The sequence below is a fragment of the Pseudomonas tehranensis genome (genome assembly GCF_014268615.1).
Classification (GTDB): Bacteria; Pseudomonadota; Gammaproteobacteria; order Pseudomonadales; family Pseudomonadaceae; genus Aquipseudomonas; species Aquipseudomonas tehranensis.
The window spans coordinates 1-5619 of the sequence record NZ_JABWQV010000288.1; the positions used below are offsets into that span (position 1 = coordinate 1).

General features: G+C 62.4%; 4 protein-coding genes. 2 read left to right on the top strand and 2 right to left on the bottom strand.

Annotated elements, in window-relative coordinates:
• The first annotated feature begins 150 nt into the window (after positions 1–150).
• Positions 151–684, top strand: coding sequence for a PQQ-dependent catabolism-associated CXXCW motif protein (locus tag HU811_RS24180; RefSeq protein ID WP_186658491.1), 534 nt, complete (start codon positions 151–153; stop codon positions 682–684).
• A 56-nt stretch (positions 685–740) separates the two neighbouring features.
• A complete protein-coding gene (locus HU811_RS24185) occupies positions 741–1406 on the top strand; it encodes a response regulator transcription factor (RefSeq protein ID WP_092399330.1) in 666 nt (221 codons plus the stop codon).
• Between the two features lie 181 nt (positions 1407–1587).
• Here HU811_RS24185 and nahK read toward each other — a convergent pair whose 3' ends face one another.
• On the bottom strand, positions 1588–4230 hold the full coding sequence (nahK, locus tag HU811_RS24190; protein ID WP_092398681.1) for a hybrid sensor histidine kinase/response regulator NahK/ErcS': 2643 nt from the start codon (positions 4228–4230) through the stop codon (positions 1588–1590).
• Positions 4160–5323, bottom strand: a complete 1164-nt coding sequence (nosP, locus tag HU811_RS24195) for a nitric oxide-sensing protein NosP (RefSeq protein WP_186658494.1) — start codon at positions 5321–5323, stop codon at positions 4160–4162. Before nosP ends, nahK begins: the two co-directional genes overlap by 71 nt.
• Positions 5324–5619 lie beyond the last annotated feature (296 nt).

Below are 5619 nucleotides of genomic sequence, written 5' to 3' on the forward strand. Positions count from 1 at the left end.
CATCGCGAGCAGGCTCGCTCCCACAGGGGTCGGTGCAGGGTCCATAGCCTCAAATTTACTACTTTAGTACCGGTTTTCCTGTCTATGGTCGCATTCACAAGACCTCGACCCTGGCATGTAATGGGCGCATAACAAAAAGGATAAATGCCTATGCCCCGTTTGCTGGTGATCGTCTTGCTGGGCCTGTCGCTGAATGTGGCTCAGGCGGATACTGCGCTGTTCTCCGCGCAGGGCTATCGCATTGCCCAGTACCGCAGCCCGACGCCCACCCTTGTGGACGGCGCAGAGACGCTCGATACCCAGGCCTTGCAACAACTGATGCTGCAAACACCGCCGCCAATCCTCATCGATGTCTACCGCCGGCCCTGGGTCCAAGGGCGTTTCATCGACAATGAAGCCCACGCCAATCTTCCCGGCAGCCTGTGGCTGGCCAATACCGGCGACGGTGAACTTGACCCGGTCTGGCAGGATTACTTCACCCGCAGCCTGCGCAACGCCACCGCCGGGCGTGCGGATCGACCGCTGGTCTTTTATTGCCGCTCTGATTGCTGGTTGAGCTGGAACGCGGTAAAACGCGCCGCCGCGATCGGCTATAAACACTTGTATTGGTACCGCGACGGCCTCGATGCCTGGGAGGCGGCCAACCTGCCTGTGCAAGCGGCCCGGCCCGAACCCTTTCCCTGATCCAGACGAGTGCGTGCGACTGCCCCACCCATACGACAATAACGAGGTGAATGGCCATGTATAAAATCCTGATAGCCGACGATCACCCACTGTTTCGCGAAGCCATCCACAACGTCATCAGCGACGGTTTTCCTGGCAGCGAGGTGATGGAAACCGCCGACCTGGACAGCGCCCTGGTGCTGACCCGCGAGCACGACGACCTCGACCTGATCCTGCTGGACCTGAACATGCCCGGCATGCACGGCCTCAATGGCCTGATCAACCTGCGCAACGAGGCGCCGACCATCCCGGTGGTGATTGTCTCCGCCGAGCAGGACAAACAGGTGGTGCTGCAAGCCATCACCTATGGCGCGGTGGGGTTCATCACCAAGTCCTCGCCGCGCTCGCAAATGACCGACGCCATCGAGCAGATCCTCAACGGCAACGTGTACCTGCCGCCGGACATCATCCGCACGCAAAAAAGCCCGATGGGCCGGCGCCTGAACGAAACCCCGGCCTTTGCGCCCGAGCTGCTCCAGGCCCTGACCCGCAAGCAACTGCTGGTGCTGGAACGCATGACCAAGGGTGAGTCGAACAAACAGATCGCCTACACGCTGGAGATCGCCGAAACCACGGTCAAGGCTCACGTCTCGGCCATCCTGCGCAAGCTCAATGTGCACAATCGAGTGCAGGCGATTCTCAGTGCCGGGGACATTGATTTCGGGGCTTATCTGCGGCGTTGAACCGGTCCCCCCACTGTTTGGACCGGGGGACATGGTTAACACTTTCCTGTGGCGAGGGGATTTATCCCCGCTGGGCTGCGAAGCAGCCCCCAGGATCTGTCAGGCGGCCCGAGTTGTCAGGTTTTAGGGTCGCTTCGCGCCCCAGCGGGGATAAATCCCCTCGCCACAAACGGTGTCCGAATCAATGGTTCGGGGGCTGGCCCAACAGGTGACTCATCGCAATCTTCAGCTTCATCGGCCGCACCGGCTTGTGCATCAGGGTGTGGCCGCGTTCGCGGATCTGCTGCTTGAGTTCGTTGCTGTAGTTGGCGGTGATCATCATGGCCGGGATCGCCGAGGCCCGGCGGGCGTTGATCCGGGCCACCGCGTCGACACCGTTCTGCTCGTTGTCCAGGTGATAGTCGGCAATCAGCAGGTCGGCCTCGGCATGGTAGTTGTCCACCTGGCGCGCCAGGTCCTGCTCCGACAGTGCAGTCACCACACTACACCCCCACCCTTCCAGCAGCGTACGCATGCCGGCGCAGATGGCCGCGTCGTTATCCAGCACCCAGATCCGGGCCCCGCGCAAGCGCTCGAGCATCGGCTCACTCATCGTAAGGATCGGTAACGGCTTGGGCGCGGTGGCGCTCAGGGGCACGTCGATGGAGAACACCGAGCCCTTGCCTGGCCATGAACGCACCTGGATCCGGTGCCCAAGGATCCCAGCGATTTTCTCGACAATCGCCAGCCCCAGACCCAACCCTCGATCCTGATCCGGGCGCTGCACATCGCCGCGCTTGAACTCCTGGAAGATCTCCTCCAGACGGTTTTCGGCAATGCCGATGCCGCTGTCCCAGACCTGGATGGACAAGCGCTGACGGTGCCGGCGACAGCCCAACACCACCCGCCCGCTGGGGGTATAGCGAATGGCATTGCTCAGCAGATTGCGCAGGATCCGCGCCAGCAATTGCATGTCGCTGCGCACCAGGGCCGAACACGGCACAAAGTGCAGTTCCAGCCCCTCACTGCGCGCCACCTGGACGTATTCGGCGGCCAGGTTGTCGAGCAACTCGCTGAGGGCGAACGGCGCGATATCGGCCTTGATCACCCCGGCATCGAGCTTGGAAATGTCCACCAGCGTGCCCAAGAGGTTTTCCACGTCCTGCAACGAGTGGCTGACGTTGCGCACCAGTTGTGCGTTCGCCACCGGCTCTCGGCGCTCGAGCAAGGCGCTGGTGAACAGCCGCGCGGCGTTGAGCGGTTGCAGCAGGTCATGGCTGACCGCCGCGAGGAATTTGGTTTTCGACAGGTTGGCCTGCTCGGCCTCGCGCTTGGCCTCGCGCAAGCGCAACTCCACCCGGCTGCGCTCGTCAATTTCGCGTAATAGCTGATCATTGAGGGTGGTCAGTTCGGCGGTGCGCTCCTGAACGCGCTGTTCCAGGTTCTGGTAGGCCTGGTGCAGCGCCTCGGCGGTGCGACGCCGTTCGGTGATGTCGCGGATCAGTACGAAGATCCCCACCACTTCACCGTTGGCCAGCCGGTTGGGCACGTAGGAGCGCAGCATATAACGCTCCTGGTTGTTGATATTGGTTTCGGCAAACTCGAACGTCACACTCTCCCCGGCCAAGGCGCGGGCCACGTAGGCCTCCAGGCGCTGGTAATGCTGTTCGCTGTGGGCCTCGCGCAGGCTCTGACCGAGCATCACGCCCCGGGGCCAGCAATACCATTGCTCGTAAACCTTGTTGGTGAATTCGTAGACCAGGTCGGCATTGAGATAGGCAATCAGCGCCGGCACGTGGTCGGTGATCAGGCGGATCCAGCGCTCGCTTTCGCTCAGGGCCTCGGCGTGCTGGTAGCGCTCGGTGATGTCGGTGAAGGTGTTGACGTAGCCGCCGGTGGGTAGCGGATGAGTGCGAATCTCCAGGACCCGGCCATCCGACAGACGCTGCTCGCTTTCATGAATGAGCCGGCCGTTGCTGTCGCGACTGGCCGGGGTCAACAATTGCAGTTCGCTGTCGGCGATCACCTCGCTGAACGGCCGATGGGCCGCCACTGGCGCCAAGCCGCTGAGCTCCAGGAAGCGCCGGTTCCACAGCTCCAGCACCCCCTGGGCATTGACCATGGCCACGCCCTGGGACAGGTTGTCCACCGCCCGCTGCAACAGGTGGGATTTCTGCGCGATAGCCTGTTCGCGACGCACGGTTTCGCTGAGTTTGACGTCGGTGATGTCGGTGAACAGGATCACCCGTCCACCTTCCTGGGTGGGCCGCTCGCTGACCTGCAGCCAGCGCCCGTTCTGCAAGCGGTACAGCACATGCTCATCGGCCTGGCCGCGAGGTTCTTCGCTGAATAACCCGTTGGCGGTCATCAGTCGCTTGACCTCGGAAATGCGCATCCCGGCGATAATGCGCACACGACTGTGGGCCCAAAACGCCTTGAAGCGGCTGTTGAACAGGACGATGCGTTGTTGTTCGTCGAACAGCACAAACGCGTCGGAAATGCTCTCAATGGCATCGATCAGGTGCCGATGGGCGGTTTCGGCGCGCAGCCGCGCTTCGCCCAGCAGGTGATTGCCGGCCTTGAGTTCGGCCATGGCCTGGTTCAGGGCGTCGGTGCGCTCGCGAACCTGCTCGGCCAGCACCACTGAATGCTGGAACGCCGCATACGGGTCGTTGCCCCGGGTCACGCCGGACTCCACCCGTTCGATCAGCGCGTCGTTGATCCGCCGCAGTTTGCGGTTTTCGTGCTGCAGGCTCTCGATCTGCGCTTGCAGCTCAGCGATGGCCGGGGACGCGATGGCGGGCAATGGCAACTCCGGTGAAGGTCTGGTTGATATGCATGCCATTGAACTGTTCTCCGTAGGTGTTGAAGCCCATCACGCGATGGTCGCGCAGGAACTGGCCGATCTGCTCCAGGCCGCCCCGATCTTCCAGCTCCAGGCGCCTGAGGAAGCAGTCACAGCCGATGGTCAGCAACAAGTCACCCAGACGCGCCTGCAAGCCGCTGAACAGTTCTTGCAGGTTGTGCAGCAAAGGGCCCGGGGTCATGGCCGTGAGTACGATGCCGTTCTCCACCGCGCAGTAAAAACTCAGGCTCAGGTCCGGGTGCACCTGCTGGATGGCCCGCACGTAATACTGGTCGTTGATGCGCACCGCCAGCGGATGGGCGGCGAACACCCGATAGTCCAGGGCGCTCACCGGCACGCCGATGTGTCGGGCATATTCCTCGGCGGCGGGCTCGGCGTTGAGCTCGTAAACCCGCCGAGAGGTGCTGTCGGCCCCGGTCACCACCAATTTCTCCTCCCGGGGCAGGATGTGATGGGTGGTGAACACCTCGAAATCCAGCCAGGTGTTGACCAGCACCACCACGGCCGCGCCGCTGTGAAACTGACCTTCGTAGTACACGTGGGTGTGAGTCAGGTAGTTGTCGTCGCCGGCCGAACCACCGAAATGCGGAATGTCCCCCAGTGCCGCGCTCAGCGCCGCCAGCACCATCTCCTCGCGACTGGACAAACCATCGAGCAAGGTCAGGGCAAAGCTGTGGCCCTTGATCGGTGCCAGCGCATTGCTGCGGCAACCGCCGGCCAGGCGTTCGACCATTTGCTGGGCATCGATCAGGCTGAAGTGCTCCATTTCACCGATCAGCTCGGCGGCAATGGAAAAATGCCGATGATCGAAACCCACCGCTGTGACGCAGTTGCGGCCATAGCCTTGGCTGGTGATTTCTCCAGCGCTGGTGCAGCCCACCAAGCGAATCCCACCGAAACTCTGTGAGAGCGCCTGGCCAAGCGCCGGTAAGTCGTATTCAGCGGAGCAGAAAAACAGCACGAAACCCAAATGCGGGTGCAGCAACTGCCGCGCCAATTCCTGGGCAACCTGCTGGACGTCCGTTGCCTGGGACATGGCGCTTATCACACCTTCGCTCTGGGCCTTTAGCATCTTCGCCTCCGACGGGTGCGTGACAGGAGTCTTGAGTGTACGAAGTCGCGCCCGGCCCACGAATGCTACTTGGGTAGCGGGTAGACGCTTCCATGGGAGGAGAACAGTGGCGGCCCCTGCCGCGATGCGCACGGCAGGGGCCACCACAAAAAACCCGGGGCTTCGGTGGGAATGCTCTTGTGGCGAGGGGATTTATCCCCGCTGGGTTGCGTAGCAACCCCCAATACCTGGCACCTCGGTGTGCCCAGTACAACGCACTGGCTGGGTTAGGGCCGCTTCGCGGCCCAGCGGGGATA

Excerpts from the sequence above, each read along its gene's own strand:
- nahK (WP_092398681.1), bottom strand. The coding sequence starts at position 4,230 with ATGGCATGCATATCAACCAGACCTTCACCGGAGTTGCCATTGCCCGCC.
- HU811_RS24185 (WP_092399330.1), top strand. The coding sequence starts at position 741 with ATGTATAAAATCCTGATAGCCGACGATCACCCACTGTTTCGCGAAGCC.
- nosP (WP_186658494.1), bottom strand. The coding sequence starts at position 5,323 with ATGCTAAAGGCCCAGAGCGAAGGTGTGATAAGCGCCATGTCCCAGGCA.
- HU811_RS24180 (WP_186658491.1), top strand. The coding sequence starts at position 151 with ATGCCCCGTTTGCTGGTGATCGTCTTGCTGGGCCTGTCGCTGAATGTG.